The organism is Bacillus tequilensis KCTC 13622, from assembly GCF_000507145.1.
GTDB classification, from domain to species: Bacteria; Bacillota; Bacilli; order Bacillales; family Bacillaceae; genus Bacillus; species Bacillus tequilensis.
The window spans coordinates 667,405-691,734 of sequence record NZ_AYTO01000034.1 but is presented as its reverse complement, the minus strand read 5'-3'; the positions used below and the strand labels follow the sequence as shown (position 1 = coordinate 691,734).

Below are 24,330 nucleotides of genomic sequence, written 5' to 3'. Positions count from 1 at the left end.
GTACTTGAACCTACGATAAAGGATTGCATATCTATACTTCTTGCCTTTAAACTGAATAACACAACAAATCCCGCTAAAATGCCTATAAACCGAGCATTACCCGAAAGAAAGAAATCAGATAAGATTCCGAATAATTGGCCAAGGATGGATAACAGGATGCCTATCATACTGGAAAGCACGATTCGTTTTTTTATAGCTTATCACCCCTTTTAATCCTTTTCATTCATTTTCAAGTATCGTATCCCCACTCTAGAGTTACTAAATATTTTTATCCAAGTCAATATTAACCTTTCTCTCATGAAGAACACTACGACAATTGGTTTATAGTTTATAAGTCTGTAAAAAGGCTGGATTCTGCCATTCATGCCGACAATGCGGAATAAAACAGGGCATTTAGATTCATTTGCTCTGTTTACATTTTATTCAAAATATTTCTTCAACCTTGATTCTTATTGCTCTCCGATTAAGATGTTTAGTATGTTAACGTTATTTTATGACTGCATAAGGAGTGGTACTTTGTTAAAAATCGCGAAAATTTCGGTCTCTTGTATCGCATTGATTTTTTGTGTATATTCGTTATTTAATCAAAATGAATTATTCATGCTGATCACGCAATTATTCGTTGCAATCCTCTTATCTTTAGTCGGAGTTCAAGCAATATCAAGTAAACAAAAATGGTCTGGATATATACTGTTTGGTTCAGCAGCCTTTATTCTTGGTGTGAACATAGTAAAATACACGATTTGAATTAAATGGAATGACTGCCGTAAAACCCGAGGAACAAATATATACTGACCCCAAAGATTAGTCCAAGCGTCGCACTTATCATACTTCCACATCTTTCTCGTTTCTCTTATTCTTACCCCGCCAGCGAGCTATAACTGCAGGTATTAATAGGAGCGTGCCAACAATAAGCAACATAAAAAAGATCACAAACAGAGTTCCAGTACCCGGCACAATTTCTTCATAGGTAATAAAGCGTTCCTCCCCCTGCCGGACGAAAAACCGAGAATTTTCGAGAAAGGCTAAATGAAAGGCGATAGACGTCCATAGGCTTCCCGTTACCATTCGCAAAAGTTGAAGGATGAATCCAAAAGACAACAATAAAATGATATAACCTAATGTAATTGCGGATGTTTCAATTCCAGCTATATATTGCAACCCGCTTACAGTTAATGGTGCAAGGACAAACAGGATCGGCTGCAGGAGTAAGCCTGTGAAACCATTAAATCGCCTGTTTAGAGCTGAATACACCGTCCCTCGAAACGTTAATTCCTCTGGAAAAGCTTCATAAAAGAAAGCGATCATCATATTTAAGAGCAATGATGTCACTAAATGTCCAGAAAAGTGAAATTGTGTAATTTTAATCCAACCCAATAAATGGGCGATCGTGAATCCAGATCCGGATAGAACAATCACATATATTGCCCCCATCATGGCTTTCGGAATGGCTTGCCGCCACCCAGACAGTCCGATAGAGCAGAATGGTCTACTAGACGACCGTTTAAGCAGAATGTAGAGCAACGGGACATTAATTAAAGTCACTAAACCTGCTTGGATACTGTGCTGCAAGAGCTTGGAAGCCCCTGCTTGACTGGCCATTGTACCGACTAATGTAGCAAAAAACAAAGCGAATACGAATGATCCCCAGCTGAGCAAAATAGTGACTGACCATTTGGGATGATTGCTATGCCCGCTTTGGATATGATGAATCTGTGCCATTTGGATACCCCTTTCATCTCATGTGAAAATATGCACTAAACAAGAAAATAAATTGTGCAATTTGATTCAACTTTATGGTTACATTACGATCCAAATGTTGTTATTGTTTCACATTTATGCATCAACTTGCTGCCTTTTGATGAGATTCAGTACAAAAAAACGATCTGCTATCTGCTGCACCGCTTTCTTTCTGACAAACGAGTATCTCAGGTTATTAGAATTGCATAAAAAAATGCCCCATAAGTTCAGGGACACTTAGTTAAATGGTTCTTAATTTCCATTTAATGTATTCATCAGCTCGAAGAAATATTCAGGTTTATGAGTTTTATTTAGCTTATACCATGAGTGCAATGTATCAGGTGCAAACACATCCAATTTTTTCAGTACTTCCATCGCAAATTCCAGGGGAGCTATTCCTGAAGCAGTTACCAAATTTTCATCAGATATTGAAGGTCCCTTTTCATATAACTCTTCTCCTTTATAAGCAGGGCAGCCCATTTTCAAATACTCTAAGTCATTGCTTGTATGCTTTCTAGAATCTAAGATTCCTTCATTTGCGAGGCCAAGGGTTGCACCGCAAATAGCAGCAACAATCGTACCAAGCTTCAAAGCTTCGCCAGCTTTTTTCAAGATCGGCTGATGAATATCTTCTCCCCACGTATTTCCTCCGGGTAAAATGACAAGGTCATGACTCTCAAGAGTACACTCATCAAGGGAAATATCTGGTTTGATGCTTATTCCTCCCATCGTCGTAACCGGTTCTTTATTAGCTCCTACTGTAACTACTTTTAATGGTGATCGATCTTTTTTAAAATATCTCCCTGAGTTTAGTTCAGCAATTAAATATCCATATTCCCAATCTGACATTGTATGAAAAACATAAAGATAAACGTTCCTTGTTTTCATTGATTAACACTCCTATCACAATTGATAAAGCTTTCTAACAGATGACTTCCGTACAGCTGCGGAAAGTTCATTTTTTGGATTTACTGGTTTGATATGTCATATTAAACCCCTTTTCATAATGACATATGGGTGACAGCAAAACAATTATAGAAATACACCCTGAACCTTTTCCTATTAAAAGTAATGTAATATTCTGCGTATTGTTCATTCTAAAAATAAATTGTCTTGTTTATGATTAAAAATTGAGAAGTGAGATGAATTTGATTTTATGTTTACTAGCTTAATAGGTTTTGTTACACTAACTCTCATGGGAAACGTTATCAATTTTTTCCTGATTTTATGATGTTAATTGGATGAGGAGGCGTGGTTACGTTGAAGAACGCAGCGTCAATAAAATTCGGAATATGTGTTGGACTTTTATGTCTAAGCTTTGCTGGTTTGAATCCTTTATACAGCCCAGCACATGCTCAAGCAAAATCCATAGAAGACACAAAAGTGAAAAGCTGTATAACGAATAAAAAATTTGTTCAGCTTGAGAAAAAGTTTGATGCGAGGCTTGGCGTTTATGCAATTGATACAGGTTCCAACAAGACAATCTCCTATCGGCCGCATGAACGATTTGCTTACGCCTCAACCTATAAAGTTCTGGCCGCAGCTGCTGTCCTGAAGAAAAACTCAATTGAAAAACTTAATGAAGTCATCCACTACAGCAAAGACGATCTTGTTACATATTCTCCAATCACGGAGAAACACCTAGATACAGGCATGAGTCTAAAAGAAATCTCTGAAGCGGCTATCCGTTACAGCGATAATACCGCTGGGAACATATTGCTGCAGCAACTTGACGGCCCTAAAGGTTTTGAAAAGTCACTGAAACAAATTGGCGATCATGTAACGAGAGCAAATCGATTCGAGACGGATTTAAACTCTGCGATTCCTGGTGATATTCGTGACACAAGCACTGCAAAAGCACTGGCAACCGATCTTAAAGCTTTTACTTTGGACAACACTCTCACAATTGACAAGCGGACGATCTTAACCGATTGGATGAGGGGCAATGCGACCGGAGACGAACTGATTCGGGCAGGTGCTCCAATTGGATGGGAAGTCGGCGATAAATCCGGAGCCGGAAGTTACGGGACACGAAATGACATTGCTATCGTTTGGCCGCCTAACAGAGCTCCTATTGTTTTGGCCATCCTATCAAATCGGTTTACGAAAGATGCTAATTATGATAATGCTCTTATCGCAGAAGCAGCAAAAACCGTCCTTAACGATCTTAAATAAAGAGCTTGAAACACCATATTGAGCTATGATGTTCAGTCTTTTGCCCCGAAGGAAAAAACTCTGCTTTTAAACCCACCGTTCATTCTTTTTGAACGGTTCTTTTATATTCTCAGTATTACTTCTCTCTTTCTTTTCAGTCAGCATCATACTTTAGAGTCCCACCCAAAACTTTTTTTCAAATGTTTGTATGTGGTTGCCTACGTACCATATCCTTACTCTTGTTCCGTTTTTCAATTCATATTTTGTTCCAGCATACGTTTATCATAATGTCGTCTGCCACCTATGTGTTCTGTATCTCAGCCCCCTTTATAATCAAGATTTCACCTTTTAAGATCCATTATTCACTTACTAAAAAAGCCGGATTCCTCCTCTAAGAGGTTCCAGCTTTTCTTATTGTGCTATCGATTTTTGTTGAATCAATGGGAACTGCTAATCCCGTCAGCCCGCCACTCCCAGTTAGGGGCTGATGGGAGAATTCTGTTGGCTCCCTACCCTCCACCGGCTATTATAATATTTCAATGTAGCCATCAGTTCCATGAAGGCGAATTTGTTGCCCATCTTTTATCAGCTGGGTAGCATTTTCAACTCCAACAACTGCCGGTAAACCATATTCACGCGCTATAACTGCTCCATGGGTCATCAATCCGCCAACTTCGGTAACCAGGCCTTTTATGGATACAAACAACGGTGTCCAGCTAGGATCAGTATAGGAGGTGACTAATATATCTCCGTCCTCTAAAACAGCATCTTCCATGTTTAAGATGACACGCGCGCGCCCCTCAATCACTCCGGAAGAAACAGCCAGGCCTGCCATGGCATCAGCTGGGAGATTTTCTCGATTATACTCCCCTGTAATGATTTCACCGTCAGAAGTGATCACACGCGGCGGAGTCAGTTTTTCATATAATTTGTACTCCTCTTTTCGTTTTCTGATGATCTGGTCATCCAATTGATTGGTGCGTACAGCTTGGTGAAGTTCTTCAAACGTAAGATCAAATATATCTTCTTTTTCATGGATAAGTCCCGCTTGCACGAGTCGTTCGGCTTCTTTCAGCAAAGCCTGCTTATAAACGAAGTAGCGCTGAACCATGCCGTACTTTGGATATTCCCGGTAACCGCTGAAATTCCGGATAATGTCGATCATTCGTTTGGTTTCTTTGGCTTTTTGTTCACCCTCCGGTAATTGCTTCAATCGGTCTAATAACTCTTGTTCTTTCTTCAAAGCCTCCTGCCGCCCTTGCTCAAATTTATGGTGGCTGGCATTAGGCTCAAAGTTCTTAATATTATTAAGAATCATAGGGACAAGTGTAATTGGCTTTTCACTCCAGCGAGCTCTGGAAATATCAATTTCTCCCGCACATCGCATTCCATATTTGCTGAGATAATCATAGATAGCATCCTGAGCCTCTTGTCCACCCTCCAGTTGAAGCAGTTCATCTAAAAAGTCATCCTCTTCTACACGTTGTAAATACTCAATGACTTCCGGATAAGGGCGAATCACATCTGCGACATCCAATAACGCCAGACCCATTTCTGAAGTAATATTGCCTAGCACAGATTGAGAAAGCGTATCTGCTGCGTTTTTTTCGCCCAACCACTTGTTCATGTGTTCATTGATCCATATTGATGCATCCATAGCTGCCTTAATCACAGCCGAACTTTGCGGATCAAATAAAATCTTCTTTAATTGCTGGAGATCTGTCAGGATAAAATCAAATAAATCGGCACCCGATTTCGTTTGGATCGTTTGTTTTAACTCGTCTAACGATGTTTGACTGCGCTTAATCAAATCAGAGACGATGGCCGGATCGTACTCGATTTGTGCTTGAGAACCCGCAAACGGAATGCCTTTACGGCTTTGACCAAGACTCTGTTCTTTTTTATCATTTGGTAACAATTTTATAAAATCCCGCTCTATTATGGTCATGAGTGCGCCTTTTATGAGCGGATCGGATTCCATGGTATTTAATAAAGTGTCCCGGCCGGCAGTTGTAGTCAGCCAATGTGCAACATCAACAAACAACCTCCCACCGGCTTTACGCATAGGTGCAGGAGTAATTAACAGGTAAAAAGACAATCCTAATGGTTTTATGGGATCTGTCATCATTTGCTGGTGACCGACAGAGATATAGACGTGATTTTCTTGATCTTCCGTTTCAGGGATAGGGTATAAAGTCGTGATTGGCCGACTCTGGACAATGTAAAATGTATCATCAGCCAAACACCATTCGATATCTTGCGGCTGACCGAAATAAGCTTCGATCTGTCTTCCGATGCATGCCAATTGTAAAATTTGTTCTTCAGTAAGGGTTTGAGTTATTTGTTGATCAGGATCAATCTGCCTTCTCTCTGTTCCGCCTTCTTTACGTCCATAAATAGCCCATTTTTTGGTTGCTATCCTCCCCTCAACGATTTCCTCATCACGAACTTTATAATTATCGGCAGATACCAAACCGGAGACCAACGCTTCCCCAAGACCAAAACCGGCATCGATGGATACAAGCTTTCGATTGGAGGTGATTGGATCAGAGGTAAATAAAATCCCCGAAGCCTGCGGAAAGACCATCTTTTGAACGATAACTGATAAATAAACTTGCCTGTGATCGAAACCATTCTGCATACGGTAAATTACCGCGCGCTCCGTGAACAGGGAAGCCCAGCATTTGCTGATATGCTGTAAGATCGCATCTTTGCCGATAATATTTAAATAGGTGTCTTGCTGACCGGCGAAAGAGGCATGTGGTAAATCCTCAGCCGTCGCACTGGACCGCACTGCGTAGGCATGTTCCTCGCCTAATTTAGAGAGAGATTGAGTAACTGCTTTTACAACGTCAGAAGGAATTTCCACTTTCATAATGATTTGCCGAATCTCCCTGCTGATTTCACCAATTTGATCTCGATCCTCTATTTTTAGCATGGCTAATCGTTCCAACAAAGCATGATACGTTTCGTTTTGTTCGATTGCTTTTTGGTACCCCACTGTTGTCACACAAAATCCTTCTGGCACTTGTATCCCTTGAATTTTTGATAATTTCCCTAAATGTAGCCCTTTTCCCCCAACGAGCAAAAGCTGTGTTTTTTCCATTTCGTGAAAACCGAGCACCAAAGAACCCACTCTACATCTCTCCTTCGAAAAAAATTTGACAAGAGCTTTCCAGCTTGATATAATAAAGTTATAAGATGGACATCTATAACTTTATACAAGGGAAAGCAGACGTGATCTGATTATATCATTGCGTCTATTTTTGTGCAACTCAAAAAGAACCTGAACATTTTCACCAGGTTCTTTTTAATTTCCCGATCCCCCAGTCACGCCGCCCGCCATTCCTGCATAATCACCTAAGGATTTCTAAGATTGGGTTCTTTATGTCCCGACCTTTAGACTCAGAATGGTTTAGATATAGGAATCCTTCATATCATTTTCCTTCCAAGCTCACTCTATGTAAACTTCACTAATCATTGATTTAGAAAAATAAAAAGACTGCCAAATCTAACTTCTTATACATAAGCTATCGTGTTCTGTGATCATCTTCTGGTGTATAACGCCAATCCCAAAAAGGCTCTTTCATAGGCCAGTATATATATCGGCTATATCGGCCTAAAAATTTCTCAAAGTTTAGGTTTAGTGGTTTATATTCTAAGCCGCTTTCTAATATAAAGAGATCAATTATGGTCACTTGATCCACTTTTCCCCTGTCTGTCATTCTTCCAGTAAGTCGCCAATCAGGATGCTGTTGTTGCCTTCAAACAAGTCCTCGCATTTCAATTCTGCTTCAATCTCTTCAAGGTTGAATAAATGAAGTCCTTCACTGATATTTTCATCATCTTAAAGAATCTAGCTCAAAAATTTCCAAGCTCAGAGTTATGAATTTCGGTAAAGGCTGCTTTGTCCGGAGAAAAAGTAACAAAGCAATCCGTGATATCCCCTTCAGAACAAAACAATTGAACAGCGCCTTTTTTTAGAGATTCTTCAAACCCTTACACTCTTATGAACAAAGTTAGTCGTTTCCATCACCCCACTATTGTTCTTGTAAAGTGAGTAAAATTCCAAAAGATGCGAAGAGATCGTGATAGCTGCCCTTTTCACTGAATATAATGCAATAAATTCAAAAAAGAGGTGCCTCACACAAGTGAATTCTCTCATGAATGATGACATGCTGAAGATCATTAGGAATGGCCTTCACCGAATACATCGTCCAAAGCACATTATGATTGTTGGAGCTGGATTGGCCGGGCTTGTATCAGCATCTTTGCTAAAGAGCGCCGGTCATAGAGTGACGATTCTCGAAGCGAGCGGCAGAGCAGGCGGCCGTGTCTGCACTTTGAGGTCCCCCTTTAGCGATGGATTGTATTTTAATGTTGGTCCGATGCGCATACCGAATAACCATTTGCTTACTTTAGAATATATAAAAAAGTTCAAGCTGCCGACAAATGTATTTATCAACAGAACCCCGATGGACATCATTTATACGAATGGAATCAAAACACGTCTCCACATTTTCGAACGAAATCCTCAGGTACTAGGGTACCCCGTTCCACCGAACGAACAAGGGAAATCGGCTGAAGAGCTAATGCTTTCTGTATTGCAGCCCATATTACATTTTATTAATCAAGATCCTGCAAGAAATTGGCGAATTGTTGAAAAACAATACAAGAATAATTCGTTAAGCTCTTTTTTAAACACGTTCTTTTCATACGGTGCGATCGACATGATTGGTATACTCCTTGATATGGAAGCATATATGGGTATGTCGCTTGTTGAAGTGTTACGGGAATCTGGCTATTATATATCACCCTCTCACTTTTATGAGATAACAGGCGGCATGGATCGGCTTCCTCATGCATTTCTTCCTCAATTAAAAACGAATATGCTATACCATCAAAAAATGATGAAAATTTCTCAAAATGAGCACAATGTAACGATTCATTGTCAGCATCAACAAACAGCAGCGCATGAAACGTTCACAGCTGATCTGGCTATTGTAACCATTCCCTTTTCAACTTTACGATTTGTAAAAATCGAACCATACCATTCTTTTTCCTCCTATAAAAGGAGGGCAATCCGCGAACTAAACTATATGAGCGCAACAAAAACCGGCATAGAGTTTAAAAGCCGATTTTGGGAAAAAACCGGGCAGCGCGGCGGCAAATCTATTACTGATCTCCCGATTCGATTTTCGTATTATCCAAGCACTGATATTGGAGCAGATGGACATGCTGTTGTTTTGGCGAGTTATACATGGGCGGACGAGGCATTGAAGTGGGATAGTCTTTCAGAAGGAGAGCGTATCCAGTATACCTTACTGAATTTATCTGAAATATATGGCGATATTGTATGGTCTGAATTTGTGTCCGGCGCTTCTTTTAGCTGGAGTCAAAACCCTTATTCGGCGGGTGCCTTTACTGCTTTAGAACCCGGACAGGAATTAGAGCTGAATCCCTATATCCCTGTCCCCGAGGGAAGAATTCATTTCGCTGGAGAACATGTCTCACTCACTCACGCGTGGATGGAAGGCGCGATCGAATCAGCAATCCGTGCCGCGTATGAAGTCAATCGTTTAGCTTAGATCCTGCTTGAGATCTTGTGAGGAGTCCTTGAAGCAAAAAATAAAGTCACGAAGAGGCCTTTAAAGAGCTCTTTAACTTTTAGCTCAAAGGCTGCCGATATTGATTTGACTCTTATTTTTTATCTATTACTCAGTAAAATCTATAACCATACGTCCGGTAACTTTGCCTTGCTCCATTTCTTCAAAAATATCATTAACATCTTGGATTGGGCGCTTTGTCACTTTAGGTACAACCTTACCGTCTGCAGCAAATCGGAAAGCTTCCTTCAGGTCTTCTCTCGTACCTACTAAAGATCCTACAACTTGAATTCCATCTAGCACAAGGCGAGGAATTTCTAAGTCCATCTTGTCTATCGGTAAACCAACAGCAACTACACGTGCACCAGCTTTTACAACATCAATTGCTTGGTTAAAAGGGGTTTTAGCAACAGCGGTAATGACCGTAGCATCAAGACCTAAATCGTTTGTCACTTCCTTAGCCTTGGCTACAGGGTCTTCATGTAAACTGTTTACAATGATATCAGCGCCTAAGCTCTTAGCAAAATCTAATTTTTCATTACTAATATCGAAAGCTATAACTTTCGCGTTAAATACATTTTTAGCATATTGTACAGCCAAGTTGCCCAAACCGCCGACACCAAATACACCGATCCATTGACCAGGCTTAATTTCACTGACTTTTACTGCTTTATAAGTTGTTACACCTGCACAAGTAATACTGCTTGCTGCTGCTGGATCTAAATTTTCAGGCACCTTCACTGCATAATCAGCCTTTACGATTGCTTCTTCAGCCATTGCTCCATCGACTGTATAACCAGCATTTTTCACATCACGGCACAGTGTTTCACGGCCTGTTAAGCAATATTCACAGCGGGCGCAGCTTTCAAACATCCACGCAATAGAAACGCGGTCTCCCTTTTGCAGATTTGTTACACCTTTACCAAGCTCAGTTACAATGCCTATTCCTTCATGCCCTAAAGTGATACCTGTAACATCACCAAAATCAGCGTTTTTAACATGTAAGTCAGTATGACATACACCACAGTATTCCATCTTCACTTTGGCTTCACCATGTTGCAAAGGACGCAATTCTTTTTGTACGATCGCTATACTTTTGCCTTTCGCTGCTACTACTGCCTTCACAAACATACACCCCTTTCAGAACCTCTGGGAAATTAATCCTCAAGTTACAATTTAGCACAGTTATTCACTTTTGAAAACCCTTACATAAATTTATAGACAAGTAGCTGTAAAATCAATAAAAGAAATTTCGACAGGACAAGAGGCGGAAGAATCCTCTCGTTAGAACCAGATTAAGGCTCTTTTTTCGCGGAATAATTCAAATGAAAAACAATGATAATTATCAGAAAGATTAAGATTTGACTGGAATCTGCAGCTAAAGTATTGAGGCTAAGAGGTGAATTAAATTGTCTGATAAAGAAAGGTATGACGAAGAACTGAAGAAGAAAGCAATTAAGCTCGTTCATAAGAAGAATGATTCAAAAAGGTATATTGAGCAAACAAATGGCAGTGATGATGCCGTTTAAAGTGCAATCAAATAAATCATTATTTTCTCAGCTGTTCTTTTTGCCGAAAAAGCTACTTTTATAGCTTAGCGGATTTCCATCCCCCGGTTCATTAAATTGTATAACAGCTATGTAGAATTTCCTCAGTTTGTGCCAATATGGGTGTTACATTTGCTTTAATCAGTGTTGTTACCTCTGGTTACTTTTGATTACTTAACATCTATAAAAGGGCCAAGGTCTACAAATAACCTTGGCTTTTTTAAAAACTTAAAAAGGATAATCATCAGGCTCGTCGTGGTCAATCCCATATTTGCCTTTGATTTTTACGTCTCCACATCCAGGATTTTTTTCAATCACTAACGAATGATTTCTATATGGATCTCCTTCTGCTCGATCTGTTGCAGAAAAATCAAAATGGTTTCCTGTGAATTCTTTTACACTTCGTGGAAATTCCCAGCCAGAGAGTGTTATTCTGTATATTGTCATTTTTAGAGTGCAGCCCTCTGCATTGAATATAGTGAACTTGTACCACAGCTCAGTGGGGTAATATTGCCAATTATTATCATCAGACATTGAAAACTCCGTGGATTGTTCGGTCATAGTGAAGCTTACTTTCGTGGATTCAGTAGTAATCTTGGCCCCGGCAACTTGAACATTAAAACCTGAGAGTAAACCAAAGCAAACTAAAGTCAATACGATTAACCTTTTCATCAATACTCCCCCTTTCCTCAATTATAATAGAAATTGGTAATTAAAGGAATTGGTTTTCTTATTCTCAAAATGCTTTGTTGGAGCTGCAACAAGTGCGGCTCTAACTTGCTCAAGTCTTACGCTCTAGAAATAGTGAAACCCAGAACCAAACGAGTAAAGAACGTGGGGTACTAAGTTTTTAGGAAGAAGGATTATGTGAAGGTGTCTGTTGTGAGCAAGCGCTGATGACAAAAAACATCGCTATTAAACAATAAATTGCTAGCATTCGCATTTTATTACTACTCCGTTAATCTCATAGGGAAAGTTATAAAACCTGATAGGGATACCCTATCTCAGCAAAGCCAAGGCCGTTTGCCCAGTTGAAATGGCCTTTAATCATTACTAATGATTATAAAATGGCTCAAGGAACGATCAGCAGCCCGTTAGCTACCCATGATTACAGATGATCTGTTACCACACTGTTACGTTAGAACTTCCGCTACTTTGATATCCCTCTGTCGCTAAGACTTGATAAGCCCAATTACTGCCCAGATTCATTCCATGGCTCTTCCATGCGTTAACATGATTGCTGAAAGTGATTGTAGCGTTGCTTCCAGTTGGTCTCTTTGTCTGACGGACACTCCAGTATTGCGTAAAAGTAGTGTTATCGCCATCAATGGAAGGTGCGTTATAACGTGTCGTTGTATAGATGTCATATGTACCTCCATCACTTTTTACAGTACCTTTATACGCTCCGGTAGGTCTGTAAGTGCCCCATGAATCCACTACATAATATTCGATGAGAGGTGATCTCGTCCAGCCATATAATGTCAAATATCCATTGCCATTCGGCGCCCAAACTCCGGCATTATAGTTTATTGTCCTAAAAGGCGAACCTGTAGTCCAACCTTTACCAACAACAAAATTTCCGGTATTAGACCAATTAACACTGTAATTCCCGCCAGACCCATTGACGGCGTTTACGATTCCACCCCCATCAGTCCAATTTTGCCAGTAGTCTGTGCCAGCTGCAGAAGCGGTTGTCGAAAACAAGCTAATACTCATTAAAGCTGCCGTTAATCCAACTAAAAAGTTCTTTTTAAACTTAAACATATGTTACCTCCTATAATATTTTTTCTGACTTTGACATGAGGTAGCACTCGTATACATGTAAAACATTCTTAATGACTAATGACCAAAGCTTTTGATCGTTCCCTTCAATATATTATCACGAATCCGTGAGTGGACATTAATAATATTTGTAATTTAATTACAAATACCTAAAGATCATATGATAAGTGGTGTTGTCCTGCTATAGTCTGTTCCTTTTTTCATAGAATCAGAATGCTTGTTTCTAATTCTGAAGGAGTAATACCCCATTCGAACCATTTTATATATACTACAGATAGTAAAGTCATTGTAGCTGCCCCAGATGGTGCTCCTGACCTTGAAGCTGTCATGGACGTTTCATGTCCAAAAAATCAGCTCATAAGATCGTTTACTGTGTCGTTGATGTTATCTTCAAAGACGATCAGTCAACTCAACTGACTGGCGGTAAGATAGTTTTGGGCTCACTTGAACTGAATCATCCTTATGCCTTTGTAATCGAAGAAATTCATAGCAACGGACTAGCTCTACTTTGACTTGGCTAAAGAAAAAAATTCAGAGAGAATCGTGCTCAAGAAAGCCGATTCCCCTTATGAAATTAATTAACATTCACATAATTTGCTGTAAATAATCACTTATGATTACATCGAAGTTCTGATGACCGGCACACCAAAAATTCCTTCTTCCACTCTATGAAACAAGTAAAGTTTGAAATTTTATATGGCATGCGTACGACAAGCTGTTTTTCATTAATAAAGGTGAAATGAAGATCTATTTTTGACTTATTCATCTCTCTCCAGCATTTCTACAAGGTCTTGTGATTTTTTAGTTTTCTTCTGTAGTTCTCAACTTCTTTCTTGGCGATTCCTAATTTATTTAAAGCCAATCGCCATTCCGTATAGGCTCTGCTATATGTTTTAAATCCTGATGCTTGGATCTTCACTAATTCAGCTGAAAGCATTTTATTAGTGACCACATAGATTATCTCTTTTCGTGATTCAGAAGTTAAGTAATCCGTTTCTTAGTTGATACATAGGTTTTCATTACCTCCGCTCCCTGATAAATTCACTATTTTAAGTTAACATTAAAGTGTATCATCTTGAGAAATTCCTCTGTAATTGGTAAGCTGACACCTAGAAAAATGCAAAGCAGGTGGTGTCTTGAATCAAATAATCGGAATGATCGGAATCATTACTTCCTTAATTGTGCAAGAATTTTCAGCAAATGATTCGTTGACTCATGAGATTGCTATGGCTTGTCTTTTTGTATTCTTAATCATTTATCATTTTGAACATGCTAAAGATTTTTCTAAAAAATCTCTAATTGTTTTAGGAGCAATCTTTACAGCTCTAATGCTAGGGATTTATCAACTCATTTCCTTGATCGGTGATTACTTTGACAAGCTAAACTTAAATATGAGACTTATCATCTTACTTGAGATCGCTTTGATCATTGTTTTGGTATCTATTGCGGTAAATTTAATGAAGTTTATTGCGAATCGGTTAAGGAACCCCCCTCACAGTAAAGAGTTTTAATTATTTTCCTTATGCCAACAACCCCTTTTTATGTGGTCTCTTTTGTAGGCAATCAAATGCGATATCAACTTTCTCTAATTCCTTGTATAATTCGTCTAAAATAAAAGACTCCATTTACTGAAAAAACAATGAATGCTCCACCTTCATACTTAAAGGCATGATTGACAATTTGACAGAGAACTTTAATGCATTTCTAACCTTTTTAACAACAAGGGGCATCATTGTTGCCCCAACAACTTACGGTATTTCTGATAGCGAACAAGCAATGGATTATGGTTCACCGCGATAAAACCCCTTTCCTTCTCTTAATTGAGGAGGGTATTTTTTAAGAAAACATTAATCTTCCTTATTCGCTTAAATATGATAAAATATTACATATTTTGATATTTAATATAGGAGGGCTTGTGTTGGAGCAAATGATCTCTTCTTCTAAAGTCGGAGTGAAAATAAATGAGTGGTATAAATACATAAGATTATTTAGTGTCCCCGATTCAGAACTATTGAAAGCTGAGGTCGAGAAAGAAATTAGGCATATGAAAGAAGATCAAGATTTATTGCTGTACTATTCTCTCATGTGTTTTCGCCATGAGTTAATGCTGGATTACCTTGAACCTAAGTCATTGAGTGAAGAGCGCCCTAAAATTTCTGACTTATTAGAAAAGATCGAAAGCAGCCAAACTGATTTGAAAGGGATTCTTGAATATTATTTTAACTTTTTCCGCGGAATGCATGAATTTGAACAATACGAATATCTTAAGGCCATAAGCTTCTATAAGCAAGCAGAGAGAAAATTATCACTTGTTGCAGATGAAATTGAACGCGCAGAATTCCACTACAAAGTTGCAGAAATTTATTATCATATGAGGCAAACACATATGTCGATGCATCACATTGTTCAAGCAATCGATAGTTATAAAGCACATGAAAACTACACTGTAAGAGTAATTCAATGCTCGTTTGTTATCGGTCTAAACTATTTAGATATGGACTGCCCTGAAAAAGCGATCCCTCATTTTAAGGATGCTCTAGACAAGGCCAGAGAAATCGATATGGGACGATTAATCGGATCATCTCTGTACAATCTTGGCTTATGTTCATTTGCTGAGGAAAATTATGAAGAGGCAGCTGAGTACTTTAAGGAGGGAATAAGAGTATACCAGAATAATGGGTATGAGCACTCAAATCGTTTATTAGACATCTTACTGATGTTGACAAAAACCACATTCAAAATGAGGAATGAATCAGAAGGAATTCCTTGGTGTGCACATGGTTTGTCTTTGTCCAACACTTTAAACGATGAGATGATGGCAAAAATGTTTGAATTCATTCATGTCTTATATGTAGATAACGACAAAGAAAAATTACATTCGATTCTAAATTATTTAGAGTTTAAGTCAATGTTATCCGACGTGGAGGATTTAGCATCAGATGCGGCGAAGTATTATGATGAAATAGAAGACCATAAAGTGGCTGTTACTTTTTATGAGAAAGTGCTTTATGCCCGTAAACAAATTCAGAGAGGGGATTGTCTTTATGAAACTTAAGCATGCGTCAGTCTTTATTTTAGCCATTGTTTTAATTGGATTTGTTAGCATTTATTTAACTAACACGCAAAAAGATGTCCAAGAAGCACGCAGAGGACATACAGCCAGTATTGGTTATACTGATGGCCATTCGTATGAAGTTGCAGGTAGTAGAGGTCATACTTCTTAATACGTTTTTCTATCCCCCCTCCATATTTTGAAGGGGGTTATTTTTTATGATTTGTATCCACCAGTCATCATGCTCGGTGAAGCGGAATACCTGCAAATGTATAAAAAAATTGCTACTGTGATAATGATCTTTCATCATAAACTGTTAGCTACTAAAATATTTTTACTTACTTGCAGATTTTTTCTGCAAGTGTCTTTTTATTCTCTATAAGAAAGGAGAGTCGTATGAAAAAGTCTTATCTTTTATATGGAGGTTCGGGTATTCTAATTGGTATCGCTGCGGTATTGCTAACCAATATTTTCTTTATTAATAAAGGTGAGCACTCTGTAAATGCTTCTAAAATTGATCCAATCGAGGATAAAATCTTCTTTATCTATTCAAATCCACTCATCAAGAAAAGTGCACTGATATCCACGTCACAAGGAGAAAAATTCAACAAACGATATTTTAACGTTCCAGATATACCTTATATCCAGAAAAAAGCCGATTCTTCAGACGATATTGTCTTATTAGCAGAACACGAACCATACTATTATACATTAAATAACAACAAAATTAAGGAACATAGATTATCTAATCCATTCGCTTTTTGGTATGAAGGAAAGAATGTTTCTGTAAAAGCCTATAATGTCGACACTAATGGGAATGAGTTGAAAATTAAGGATAAACAGTTTAACAAAAAATATAGCTTAACTTTACCCTCCCTAGTGACAATGGGTGCAAACGATGGTAAATACATTTATGTAATTCAAAGCATGTCTATTTATGTTATTGATAGAAAAACAGAGGAGATTATTAAAAACCTAGGATTAGCCTCCTATGCAGATTTATTTGATCACTCTGAAAAGCATATCGTAGCAAGCTCAGAACATGAGCTAACTGTAATTGAAAAAGAATCGTGGAAATCAAAATTCTTAAAGTACCCTGATGATCTTGAGCAAGCAGACGCTGTACATTATGACGAAAAAAGCGGAAAATTTTACGTTACATATATAAATAAGTCTGGTAACGCAGGTTTACTTGAGATTAATAAAGATTTTTCTTTTGAAATATACGATTTGAAATTTCCATATATGAATGCACAATTTAAAGATCAAAAACTTTATGTAATTTCGCAAGAGGAAAACAAAAAAGGTATTGGAGGTTATATGGGAATTTTTGATATACGTACTAAAAAGAAACTTAAGGAATTCAATTTACCTGAAGAAACAACAAAAGTACAAGACTTTTTGATTTTAGATTAACCCTTGATGATAGGTCCACACAATTGATAAAGCCCCTTTCCGTTTTTGGATAAAGGGGTTTTATCAATTTAATTTAGATTGAATTTTTATAAGCGTTAATTGCTTCATTTCGCAACAGCATATTATCTTTGTTAACCATGCCTAAGTTGTAAGCTTTTTTGATAATATCTAATACCTGAGAATCTAACGCAGAAAGATTGCCTCCTGGATTAAATCTTGATTTCCAATAATCTAAAGACTTATTTAGGTCAAGTGAGCTTTTTTTGTTCTCAGGTTTAACTACTTCATTTTTCTCAAGTTTTTCACAGAATTCTGTAAACCCTATAGATCTACTTGGCGCTGAGTTATTTCCTCCATACCCTTCTGTAGCCAAGCTGCAAAATGCTAAGAATTTTGGATCATAAATAAGATCACTTGAGTTTACATTTACCACCGATCATCACAATCCTCTCAGAGCTTTTTATGATGTAGCTCCTTTTCCATTTATACACATGTTAAATATCGACAATCACTCGAATGATTTAATAACAGAATACAAAAAAAGAACCTGCATTTCACAAGTTTCTTTCCCGTTGTTAATTTATTGAGAGTTTTTAACGATAAGGGCATTTATGTATAAACAATATTTCCTGCATATTAAGTTTGCTCACTCAAGGGGATCTTACTCATCCCCCATATCGGAACGCAGTACTTTATCGGTGCACAAGTGATATTATCCATGATTCCGTTCAAATTCTTCTCTTGTCATCCCAAAGCAAATACCATCATAATAGGCTCCTTTAGTGAAAATGATATTTCTTAGTTGTCCCTCTTTCATGAAACCTAATTTTTCATGCAATCGCATGGATGGATTGTTAAAAGAATAAACAGTTGTATTTACTTTTTGATAAGCAAGTTCCAAAAAGAAGAAGCGAAGAACCATCAGGATCATTTCTTTGGCATACCCTTTCCCCCTATATGGCTCAAATACAGCCAAATAGTAATCAAAGGTTCCATTTTTCCTATCACAATCAAAGGTTTCAATCATACCTACAATATTATTATCTCTATCAACTGCAATAAAACGGAATTCATCTTTTTCTAATTGTTCTTCTACCCATTCTCTCATGCTATTAGCCGAACGAGGAAAATGAAGCGAATCCATATTTCGCAGAATTTCATCATCTAATGAATCAAATATAACGATATCTTCAGGTTGAATTGCTCGTAGTGTAAGATTTTCCCCTGTCCAATAAGTAACTGCCATTTTAACCTCTCCTCCAGTTATCTCCATACTTTGCCTTAACCGTTTAGTAAGTCATCATCTCATTCAATAAAGACTTTCTTGCGTTTTAATCTTCCAAATCCTCATCCCAGTTTTCTTTTGCTTCTTCAAGCTCTTCCATGAAAAACTGAAAAAAATCATCTGCAAATGTGTCTCCATAACCAGCTTCATTTGCCCAAACAATTACTGGACATTCGCCGTTTTCCATTTTGTTTTATCAAGACAATAAGAAAATTCATCAATGTACTCTATTACTATCATACCGTCACTTAAATCATAATGACTTCTATATTCCTCAGTAACTGTCACAACTCTTGCAGAGACTTTCCCATGACCGAGTATATTTAATTCATAAGAAAAGATTCCCCTCGTCTGGTCAAGATTTCAATCCATTAAATTTAAAACTTCTTTTAAAATCTCTAAAAAAATTATCTCCAGACATAAAATAAGAAAGAGGAACGCTTAATGCATCCCCCTTTCTTTGGTTGCTAATTCGCTATGGGCCTTTTACTTTTGAATAATCGTATGACAAAGGTGAACACCGATGAACATATCAAGCTGACCAACAACAAATTCAAAATTGAAATGGCTTGTAATCCATCAGTGTTTAATTGGAACCCAAAAAACAAAGCGAAAAACAGAAAAGACACTGTGAAGGATTTAGAAAGAAAAAACTGTTTCATAAAATATCACCTCCTTTGTTTATTTTACGCTTGTTTTCTTATAAACTGTTCCTTTTTTATTGCCTGTTAAATAAACTTTGATATATTGATCTTGGACTACCAAGCCATAACCATTAATTTCGAGACCAAAGTGGAAATTTCCTCTTCCGTATACCTCAGCGTAATTAGATCCTTTTTTATATGTGCTCTTTTGCCAATTAGAAACTTGCCAGATGGATAAGAAGCCTCTCGTATACCATGCATCATTTAGCTTCGGTTTAACATCGGTACCATTATATTGGAAATATCCCTTTGTCTTAACAGTGAAAAGCTTCATATTTAAAAAGTTTTTGGCAGTATAGCTATGTGTGTATGTTTTTGTGTTTTTGTATTTTGCTGCTGCGATACATCAGATGAAGTTGGCGGTGTGTCTTCTTCGGTGGTTGACTCAATGAAGTAAACTGGAGTATTTGTGAATGTAACGGAGATGTTTTCATTAAGTTTGTGTGTGGTGAATTGACCTATATCAACGTTTGATTAGATGTACTTATCCATATCAAGTTCTTTTTTTGTGTTGTCAACATTCGGTAGTATTGTTTTGCTGTTAGTTTCAACATAATATTTTGTCAAAGCATTTTCAGTGAATTCGTTTTTAGAATTGAATTGATCTACTGCATTTCAATCGGGTTGAAATATTGGAGCGCTCTAATTCTACTGGCAAAATTGATCCCTCTCAGTTTACAAAAGACCTTGTATTCAAGGTGCTGCCATGCGTAATTGCCACTATAATCGGTGCATGGTTACTCATACATTTTGGACTCAAATAAAATGTACAGGAGACGATTAATGACTAAAATTAACTGGAAAGTAAGACTGAAAAAGAAGACATTTCTTGTCGCTATTTTCTCTGCAACGCTGTTATTCGTACAAGCTATTGCCTCTGCTTTTGGATACGACTTGACTGTATTTGGTGACGACTTAACAGAGAAATTTAATGCGATTCTAACTTTTTTAACTGCAATAGGCATTATTGTTGACCCAACAACTCAAGGTATTTCTGATAGTGAACAAGCAATGGATTATGATTCACCGAGATAACACCCCTGCCCTTCTCTTAATTGAGGAGGGTATTTTTTTCGTTTTTTAAGTTTCATACTTTTAAATCAATTTATTTTTAATTTTCATACAAATTGATTTACATTCATTTCCTCCAGTGCAAATATATAATAAAAAGCACAGAAAGGAGTTTAAAACTTGAAAACGGAAAAAGTCATCCCCTATGACTTAGTAGCGACAAAAATGAATCATTGGTATGTGGCAATTAAAAAGAATTGGGTCGGTAGAGCAGAAAAATGCGAAAAGAAGTTATGCAAGAAATAAAGAATATGGAAGAGAATCAAGATGTCTTGCTATACTACTCCCTACTCGAATTTAGGCATAAATTAATGCTGTCGTATATGTATCCTAACGCCATAAAGGACATTGAGAAAAAATATGGTGAGTTAAAAGAATATGAAGGTCATAAAAACTTAACAGGAATGCTCGAATATTACTATTATTTTTTCATGGGCATGTTCTATTTTAGACAAAAAGACTTAACGTTCTCCCTTAGCCACTATAGACAAGCGGAGAAATATTCGGACTCAATCGCTAGCGAAGATATTGAAGTTGAAAAACTGAATTTCATTTTAAATTGTCAGAAGTGTATTACCACATGAAACAGACTTATTTTTCAATGAATTATGCCATGAGAGCCTATAATATTTTTAAAAAGCAACCTGCTGTTGATGGAAACTCTACATACGGGGTACAAAAAGTACGTTGCCAATTCGTCATATTGGGGAATTTACTGGATAGCATGAAGTTTGATGAGGCGTTAAAAAGAGCATATAAAGCTTATCAAGAAGCAGAAGAACTGAATAAAAATGAGAAGAATCGTGGGCATTTGATACGTTCAGCACTGTTTAATATTTGATTATGTTATAATCAAATGGTAGAACTTGATAAAGCATTTTTTCACTTTTATAAGTCGCTTCAAATCACTGAGCCAGAAAACCATGAATATGCAGCTAAAATATTGTTTGTTATCTCCTTCTTAAAAGGAAGACAAAACGATACTAAAAATGCTAAAGCGTTTAAGGATGATTTAATGAAGAAAGCCATAATTATACTTACTACTCTGGCTCTCATAACACTTGCAGGACTTTACATGAAAGAACAACATGACAGAAAAATCGAAACGCAAGAAGCAAAAAAAGAAGAATTGTATTCTTTGGCTAAAAAAAGAATGAATGATTTTATTGAAACAAACTATAAAGATATCCAGTCAATTGAATACACCAATGATTATGAAATAAATCCAATGGGTGGTATTTCAATTAATGGCTATTTAAACGGAAACAAAGACAAAAAAATTTGGGGAATATACGATAAGGCAAATGATGAAGTTGGAGTATTTACTGTGGATGCAACCGAGAAGCCTGAGTGCGAAGATAAAGTATGCGAGTATTAAAAAAGGCCACTTCACAGTTGTGAGGGGGTCTTTTTTATGGTGTGGCGGATGATTATTGAACTTCAAGATCTGAACCTTAATACCGTCTTCAGATATACTTTCCTTTGATTGGAATAATTTAAGCATGGATTCCAAAAGAACTATAAACAATAATCTAGCAAGGAGGATTATCGTATGCCAGGACGTAAGCTTGAAAAAAGAGAAAACTACAAGGTAAAAACTGAAATAACTGATGAAGTACAAGAATGGGTTGAGGAGGTGATAGGCAGCAAAGAATTTTATGATTTTTCAGCCCCTATCTTCCATAAATACTTATCTAAAAAGGAAAAAGAACTAATCATTGAAGAAGGATTTGACACCAAAAAAACATCTCACACAAAAACTCCCGGTACACCTATTATCTAGAGAACTGTTTTAATCGGGTTTAATTAAAAAGTAAATAAAAGAATTCCCTCGAAAATTTTTAAGGGAACTATTTATTTACTTAAATCATTTTGCCGTACTGACCAGACACATATCGGCGTTTACCGATATGAATAATCCCCCAGTATCCCTTAGAATTATTTGAACCTCTAACAGACCAGCGATATCAATTGTCTTTCCAAGCCCAATTGTACCAACATTCTTAGCGTTAATTCGATCTGGTTTGTCCATGATAATTGCAGCGTTTGATACACCGACAATTTTGATCTTACCGACTGATTGTTTTATACCTGAATTTGTGATTTTGAAGGTTTAGAGGATGCTTTTTTACAAAGGTATCTGTGCCATAGCCTTTGTAGTTAAATTGAAGGTGTGGCTGATCAATAAAACCTTTCTAGTCTCCTTCCCGCTCAAACCCAATTGACTTGAGATAAGCAATAAATTTCTTAATATCTGCACCGCAATACCTATTCCATTTAGTATCAGATTTAGAATAACCACTAGTTGGCAACAAAGTCTAAAGCCTGACCTACAAGGTGATATGATTTCATTGTCTGTGAAACACCTTTATTCACATTCTGGCGTTGTTATGCTTCAGTACGAATCGTTTCATAGATAAGCACACCATCCTGTATTCACCTTATTATTTACTAGGTTTTCGTTGATTTAACAGCATTTATTCACATTCACAAAACGGTGTTTCAGGTCACACTTAGGCCACAGATAAGTCACTTTTCTAAGTTTGAATGATAAAAGGCAAACTTATTATCGTCATACAAATTAACAATATTATAATTGGAATTGTGTGTTTTCACTTATTTTCGACAAAAACAGACAAAATAAGATAAGTTTTATAACTATCTCACTCACATTTACAAAGTTATCCTTGCATTCCTTCACCCGCCATGCTATATTCATATAGCGATGAGCTGAATTGTGTAAGCCGATGTACGTGCCTTTGGGCGCACACGAATGTGGCGTGTGGTGCATCGCCTCAATACGCAAAGACGTTTGCCTAAGGGCAAACGTCTTTTTTGTGTTATCCGATTTTTGTGCCGTTTGGGACGGGCTGACCCGGCTGCAATAGGACGACATCACCATGGCTGGGAATGCCTCCAAGCACCAAAACTTCTGACTTGAACCCCGCGATCCGGCGCGGCGGAAAGTTGACGACTGCTATGATTTGTTTGTTAATAAGATCCTCTGGCTGATAACGCTTCGTGATTTGCGCGCTTGATTGTTTTATGCCGATTTCTGCTCCAAAATCAATCACAAGCTTAATCGCCGGAACTCTTGCTTCAGGAAATTCCTCCGCTTTTACAATAGTGCCTGTTCTGATATCCAATTTCTCAAAGTCCTCAATGACTGCCATATCAATAACTCCTTTTTCTTCTATTATAAAAGAGGTATCCTAGATTCGTTTTAACCAAAGGACCATCACTTTTTATCCGAATATAAGGTGTTTCGATAGAGGCGGGGCGGCATGCCTGTATTTTTTGTGAACCATCTTGTAAATGAAGAAAGATTTTGAAAACCCAGCGCCTCACTCACGACAGTAAGGGTTTCCTTTTTCTCTATCACCATTCGTTTCGCTTCCTCGAGGCGAAGGTCAGCGATATAGTTTTGCGGCGACTTCCCCGTCTGCTTCTTGAACCAGTTTGAATAATAGGCTGGGTGGTAATGCTCGATTTCTGCCAGCTTTTTAATCGTCAGCCGCTCAAATAAATGGCTGTGAATGTAGGCAATTGAGGCGTAGGTATGGGATTGCAGCTTTTCTTTTATGTATTGAACAAGCATATGCAGCGAGTTTGCTGTGCCGGCCTTTGCTTCCTCCGTCAATAAGTACCTAATTGAAGACCAATAAGGATCAAGTCCAGCTTCGATTCCCGCCCCTGCATCATATTCATCAATTTTCATCGCATCAAGCGGAACATCCAGCACAAGACATTCATTTCTGCCGATTGAACGGAAACGATGTTCGCATTCAGGCGGAATATATAAAAACCGATCCGGCTTTAATTTCACCTCGCGCCCCTCCGTCTCAAGATCAATACTCCCTTCAAGCGGAAAAAGAAATTGGCTGTACGCGTGCTTATGTGAATGATAAAGGCGTGTATATGTCCGTTTTTCGCATATAATCTCTTGAAGCGAGTCCATCGTCAAGCACCTTCC

General features: G+C 37.7%; 25 protein-coding genes and 4 pseudogenes. 15 read left to right on the top strand and 14 right to left on the bottom strand.

The window, feature by feature from the left end; translation table 11 throughout:
- The first annotated feature begins 516 nt into the window (after positions 1-516).
- On the top strand, positions 517-747 hold the full coding sequence (locus tag V756_RS1000000124535) for a hypothetical protein (RefSeq protein WP_024715426.1): 231 nt from the start codon (positions 517-519) through the stop codon (positions 745-747).
- A 78-nt stretch (positions 748-825) separates the two neighbouring features.
- On the opposite strand, the gene V756_RS0115320 is transcribed toward V756_RS1000000124535, so the two are convergent.
- Positions 826-1,722: a CPBP family intramembrane glutamic endopeptidase gene (locus V756_RS0115320; RefSeq protein WP_032682120.1), complete on the bottom strand. Its 897-nt coding sequence runs from the start codon at positions 1,720-1,722 to the stop codon at positions 826-828.
- Between the two features lie 270 nt (positions 1,723-1,992).
- Positions 1,993-2,628, bottom strand: a complete 636-nt coding sequence (locus V756_RS0115315) for a type 1 glutamine amidotransferase family protein (protein ID WP_024715424.1) — start codon at positions 2,626-2,628, stop codon at positions 1,993-1,995.
- Between the two features lie 372 nt (positions 2,629-3,000).
- Between V756_RS0115315 and bla the strand changes: the two genes are divergently transcribed.
- On the top strand, positions 3,001-3,915 hold the full coding sequence (bla, locus tag V756_RS0115310) for a class A beta-lactamase (protein WP_024715423.1): 915 nt from the start codon (positions 3,001-3,003) through the stop codon (positions 3,913-3,915).
- A 505-nt stretch (positions 3,916-4,420) separates the two neighbouring features.
- Here bla and ppsA read toward each other — a convergent pair.
- Together ppsA and V756_RS1000000124530 are read right to left on the bottom strand one after the other, a co-directional pair.
- A complete protein-coding gene (gene ppsA, locus V756_RS0115305) occupies positions 4,421-7,030 on the bottom strand; it encodes a phosphoenolpyruvate synthase (RefSeq protein ID WP_024715422.1) in 2,610 nt (869 codons plus the stop codon).
- A 394-nt stretch (positions 7,031-7,424) separates the two neighbouring features.
- Positions 7,425-7,927, bottom strand: a pseudogene (locus V756_RS1000000124530) (SMI1/KNR4 family protein).
- A 118-nt stretch (positions 7,928-8,045) separates the two neighbouring features.
- On the opposite strand from V756_RS1000000124530, the gene V756_RS0115300 reads away from it, so the two are divergent.
- Complete coding sequence (locus tag V756_RS0115300; RefSeq protein ID WP_142675216.1) at positions 8,046-9,482, top strand: flavin monoamine oxidase family protein; 1,437 nt, start codon at positions 8,046-8,048, stop codon at positions 9,480-9,482.
- A gap of 126 nt (positions 9,483-9,608) precedes the next feature.
- On the opposite strand, the gene adhP is transcribed toward V756_RS0115300, so the two are convergent.
- From adhP to xynA, 3 genes are all read right to left on the bottom strand, one after another.
- Complete coding sequence (gene adhP, locus V756_RS0115295; protein ID WP_024715420.1) at positions 9,609-10,625, bottom strand: alcohol dehydrogenase AdhP; 1,017 nt, start codon at positions 10,623-10,625, stop codon at positions 9,609-9,611.
- Positions 10,626-11,275: 650 nt separating this feature from the next.
- Positions 11,276-11,719 carry a hypothetical protein gene (locus V756_RS0115285; RefSeq protein WP_024715419.1) on the bottom strand — a complete coding sequence of 148 codons (444 nt, stop codon included), beginning with the start codon at positions 11,717-11,719 and terminating at the stop codon, positions 11,276-11,278.
- A 450-nt stretch (positions 11,720-12,169) separates the two neighbouring features.
- Positions 12,170-12,811: an endo-1,4-beta-xylanase XynA gene (xynA, locus tag V756_RS0115280; RefSeq protein WP_024715418.1), complete on the bottom strand. Its 642-nt coding sequence runs from the start codon at positions 12,809-12,811 to the stop codon at positions 12,170-12,172.
- A gap of 291 nt (positions 12,812-13,102) precedes the next feature.
- On the opposite strand from xynA, the pseudogene V756_RS1000000124735 reads away from it, so the two are divergent.
- The 6 genes and pseudogenes from V756_RS1000000124735 to V756_RS0115250 form a co-directional block, all read left to right on the top strand.
- Positions 13,103-13,429 (top strand): annotated as a pseudogene (locus tag V756_RS1000000124735) (ATP-dependent DNA ligase); the annotation flags it as partial.
- Positions 13,430-13,965: 536 nt separating this feature from the next.
- Positions 13,966-14,340 (top strand): YoqO family protein, encoded by a 375-nt coding sequence (locus V756_RS0115270; protein ID WP_024715417.1) that lies wholly within the window; start codon positions 13,966-13,968, stop codon positions 14,338-14,340.
- Between the two features lie 157 nt (positions 14,341-14,497).
- Entirely contained in the window at positions 14,498-14,629 is a 132-nt protein-coding gene (locus tag V756_RS1000000123595; protein WP_081719871.1) for a phage holin, read from the top strand.
- Positions 14,630-14,747: 118 nt separating this feature from the next.
- Positions 14,748-15,884: a response regulator aspartate phosphatase gene (locus tag V756_RS0115265; protein ID WP_024715416.1), complete on the top strand. Its 1,137-nt coding sequence runs from the start codon at positions 14,748-14,750 to the stop codon at positions 15,882-15,884.
- A complete protein-coding gene (locus V756_RS0115260) occupies positions 15,874-16,053 on the top strand; it encodes a hypothetical protein (RefSeq protein WP_024715415.1) in 180 nt (59 codons plus the stop codon). Before V756_RS0115265 ends, V756_RS0115260 begins: the two co-directional genes overlap by 11 nt.
- A 224-nt stretch (positions 16,054-16,277) precedes the next feature.
- Entirely contained in the window at positions 16,278-17,297 is a 1,020-nt protein-coding gene (locus tag V756_RS0115250) for a hypothetical protein (protein WP_024715414.1), read from the top strand.
- Between the two features lie 73 nt (positions 17,298-17,370).
- Here V756_RS0115250 and V756_RS0115245 read toward each other — a convergent pair whose 3' ends face one another.
- From V756_RS0115245 to V756_RS1000000124525, 3 genes are all read right to left on the bottom strand, one after another.
- Positions 17,371-17,730, bottom strand: a complete 360-nt coding sequence (locus tag V756_RS0115245) for a YolB family phage-derived protein (RefSeq protein WP_024715413.1) — start codon at positions 17,728-17,730, stop codon at positions 17,371-17,373.
- A 279-nt stretch (positions 17,731-18,009) separates the two neighbouring features.
- Complete coding sequence (locus tag V756_RS0115240; protein WP_024715412.1) at positions 18,010-18,543, bottom strand: GNAT family N-acetyltransferase; 534 nt, start codon at positions 18,541-18,543, stop codon at positions 18,010-18,012.
- Positions 18,544-18,628: 85 nt separating this feature from the next.
- Positions 18,629-18,769, bottom strand: a complete 141-nt coding sequence (locus tag V756_RS1000000124525; RefSeq protein WP_240939656.1) for a hypothetical protein — start codon at positions 18,767-18,769, stop codon at positions 18,629-18,631.
- A gap of 1,300 nt (positions 18,770-20,069) precedes the next feature.
- Here V756_RS1000000124525 and V756_RS0115220 point away from each other — a divergent pair.
- From V756_RS0115220 to V756_RS0115200, 6 genes are all read left to right on the top strand, one after another.
- Positions 20,070-20,321, top strand: coding sequence for a phage holin (locus V756_RS0115220; RefSeq protein WP_032682119.1), 252 nt, complete (start codon positions 20,070-20,072; stop codon positions 20,319-20,321).
- A gap of 156 nt (positions 20,322-20,477) precedes the next feature.
- Positions 20,478-20,603, top strand: coding sequence for a hypothetical protein (locus V756_RS1000000124515; protein ID WP_255210037.1), 126 nt, complete (start codon positions 20,478-20,480; stop codon positions 20,601-20,603).
- The gene (locus V756_RS1000000124730) at positions 20,576-20,941 is read left to right on the top strand and encodes a response regulator aspartate phosphatase (protein ID WP_368086261.1); all 366 of its coding nucleotides are present in this window, start codon (positions 20,576-20,578) and stop codon (positions 20,939-20,941) included. Before V756_RS1000000124515 ends, V756_RS1000000124730 begins: the two co-directional genes overlap by 28 nt.
- The gene (locus V756_RS1000000124505) at positions 20,938-21,198 is read left to right on the top strand and encodes a hypothetical protein (protein ID WP_255210036.1); all 261 of its coding nucleotides are present in this window, start codon (positions 20,938-20,940) and stop codon (positions 21,196-21,198) included. The genes V756_RS1000000124730 and V756_RS1000000124505 overlap by 4 nt, the downstream gene beginning before the upstream one ends.
- Before the next feature lie 174 nt (positions 21,199-21,372).
- Positions 21,373-21,735 (top strand): DUF1433 domain-containing protein, encoded by a 363-nt coding sequence (locus V756_RS1000000123975; RefSeq protein ID WP_024715473.1) that lies wholly within the window; start codon positions 21,373-21,375, stop codon positions 21,733-21,735.
- A 174-nt stretch (positions 21,736-21,909) separates the two neighbouring features.
- Positions 21,910-22,140, top strand: a complete 231-nt coding sequence (locus V756_RS0115200) for a hypothetical protein (RefSeq protein WP_024715409.1) — start codon at positions 21,910-21,912, stop codon at positions 22,138-22,140.
- A gap of 79 nt (positions 22,141-22,219) precedes the next feature.
- On the opposite strand, the pseudogene V756_RS1000000124500 reads toward V756_RS0115200, so the two are convergent.
- The 4 genes and pseudogenes from V756_RS1000000124500 to V756_RS0115190 form a co-directional block, all read right to left on the bottom strand.
- Positions 22,220-22,455, bottom strand: a pseudogene (locus V756_RS1000000124500) (M15 family peptidase); the annotation flags it as partial.
- Between the two features lie 28 nt (positions 22,456-22,483).
- Positions 22,484-22,781 (bottom strand): annotated as a pseudogene (locus V756_RS1000000124495) (M15 family metallopeptidase); the annotation flags it as partial.
- A gap of 416 nt (positions 22,782-23,197) precedes the next feature.
- Positions 23,198-23,530, bottom strand: coding sequence for a chaperone CsaA (gene csaA, locus V756_RS0115195; RefSeq protein ID WP_024715408.1), 333 nt, complete (start codon positions 23,528-23,530; stop codon positions 23,198-23,200).
- Positions 23,531-23,595: 65 nt separating this feature from the next.
- Positions 23,596-24,321, bottom strand: a complete 726-nt coding sequence (locus V756_RS0115190) for an AraC family transcriptional regulator (protein WP_081719870.1) — start codon at positions 24,319-24,321, stop codon at positions 23,596-23,598.
- Positions 24,322-24,330 lie beyond the last annotated feature (9 nt).

Bases quoted from the DNA above. Each gene is read 5' to 3' on its own strand.
- V756_RS0115320 (WP_032682120.1), bottom strand. From the start codon at position 1,722: ATGGCACAGATTCATCATATCCAAAGCGGGCATAGCAATCATCCCAAA.
- V756_RS0115315 (WP_024715424.1), bottom strand. From the start codon at position 2,628: ATGAAAACAAGGAACGTTTATCTTTATGTTTTTCATACAATGTCAGAT.
- V756_RS0115285 (WP_024715419.1), bottom strand. From the start codon at position 11,719: ATGAAAAGGTTAATCGTATTGACTTTAGTTTGCTTTGGTTTACTCTCA.
- xynA (WP_024715418.1), bottom strand. From the start codon at position 12,811: ATGTTTAAGTTTAAAAAGAACTTTTTAGTTGGATTAACGGCAGCTTTA.
- V756_RS1000000123595 (WP_081719871.1), top strand. From the start codon at position 14,498: ATGATTGACAATTTGACAGAGAACTTTAATGCATTTCTAACCTTTTTA.
- V756_RS0115260 (WP_024715415.1), top strand. From the start codon at position 15,874: ATGAAACTTAAGCATGCGTCAGTCTTTATTTTAGCCATTGTTTTAATT.
- V756_RS0115250 (WP_024715414.1), top strand. From the start codon at position 16,278: ATGAAAAAGTCTTATCTTTTATATGGAGGTTCGGGTATTCTAATTGGT.
- V756_RS0115240 (WP_024715412.1), bottom strand. From the start codon at position 18,543: ATGGCAGTTACTTATTGGACAGGGGAAAATCTTACACTACGAGCAATT.
- V756_RS1000000124525 (WP_240939656.1), bottom strand. From the start codon at position 18,769: ATGGAAAACGGCGAATGTCCAGTAATTGTTTGGGCAAATGAAGCTGGT.
- V756_RS0115220 (WP_032682119.1), top strand. From the start codon at position 20,070: ATGACTAAAATTAACTGGAAAGTAAGACTGAAAAAGAAGACATTTCTT.
- V756_RS1000000124730 (WP_368086261.1), top strand. From the start codon at position 20,576: ATGCGAAAAGAAGTTATGCAAGAAATAAAGAATATGGAAGAGAATCAA.
- V756_RS1000000124505 (WP_255210036.1), top strand. From the start codon at position 20,938: ATGAAACAGACTTATTTTTCAATGAATTATGCCATGAGAGCCTATAAT.
- V756_RS1000000123975 (WP_024715473.1), top strand. From the start codon at position 21,373: ATGAAGAAAGCCATAATTATACTTACTACTCTGGCTCTCATAACACTT.
- V756_RS0115200 (WP_024715409.1), top strand. From the start codon at position 21,910: ATGCCAGGACGTAAGCTTGAAAAAAGAGAAAACTACAAGGTAAAAACT.
- csaA (WP_024715408.1), bottom strand. From the start codon at position 23,530: ATGGCAGTCATTGAGGACTTTGAGAAATTGGATATCAGAACAGGCACT.